The organism is Carboxydocella sp. ULO1, assembly GCF_002049255.1.
In the GTDB taxonomy this organism is placed as follows: Bacteria; Bacillota.
This window is the reverse complement of record NZ_BDLQ01000081.1, coordinates 190,017-190,852: the sequence shown is the minus strand read 5'-3', so window position 1 is coordinate 190,852 and position 836 is coordinate 190,017. Positions and strand designations below refer to the sequence as shown.

General features: G+C 51.6%; 1 pseudogene. It reads right to left on the bottom strand.

Annotation, left to right across the window (positions count from 1 at the left end):
- Positions 1-836 (bottom strand): annotated as a pseudogene (locus tag ULO1_RS15240) (IS200/IS605 family accessory protein TnpB-related protein); the annotation flags it as partial.

Genomic DNA, 836 nt, shown 5'->3' with positions numbered 1-836 from the left:
CTCCTACCATTTTCGCAAATGGAAAATTGGAAGCCATGCGGTTAAACTTTTTATTAGTGTCCAGCCTGTCTTTGCCAAAGTTCAGGTTTTCTAAAACAATGGGTTTGCCTGAAAAGAAAGCTATATCTACCACTACTTTGGCTAAAACGCCTATCAGGTAACTACGCCGGAAGCTGGAAGCATAGGCTAAGTCTGGTATTCTGATATAAAGAAAGCCGTTCGGGTAAGGGATAACCTGAAACTCTCCTTCGTACTTGCCCAGGTTGCCGGGATAAGGAATATTAAAACCCTCCGGCCACGGCTCCGGCTGGCCGGAAGCGCTAACGTTACACAGGGCTACCCCATCAGGGTTTGTGTCTATAGCCAGACAACCTTTAGCAAAGTCCGGTTCCTGCACTCTGACCACTTCAAATGTCAAATGTACCAAGTAGCGTCCTTCCAGGGTGCGGATCAGTTCTACCGCATAGGGTAACTTCATGGCCAGCCATATCTGCACCAGTTCCCGGTGTTTTTCCGGCAGCCACAACTTACCCTCAACCCTGGGGGCCTGGCTCATCCTGGGGCGACCAAGTTTATCTATACCTGTCTGTTCAGAAAGGTGGGAGAGGGAAACCGCCAGGCGGAAGTCCTGTCCGTCATAAAATATCTTAATGTTGGGGTTGCCTCCCTTGCTCTCGTCTCCCCGGGAGTAGAGGCGATTCCTGCGGGCGTGCCGCCATTTTTCACGGGCGGCCCGGCCCTGGCAGACCTTTTCCCACAGCCTTCTGCCCCCAAAGACTACCTCTGGTATTGTCCCCTTCTCCTGGTAATCCTTCAGTTCAGCCAGCCTTTTTGCG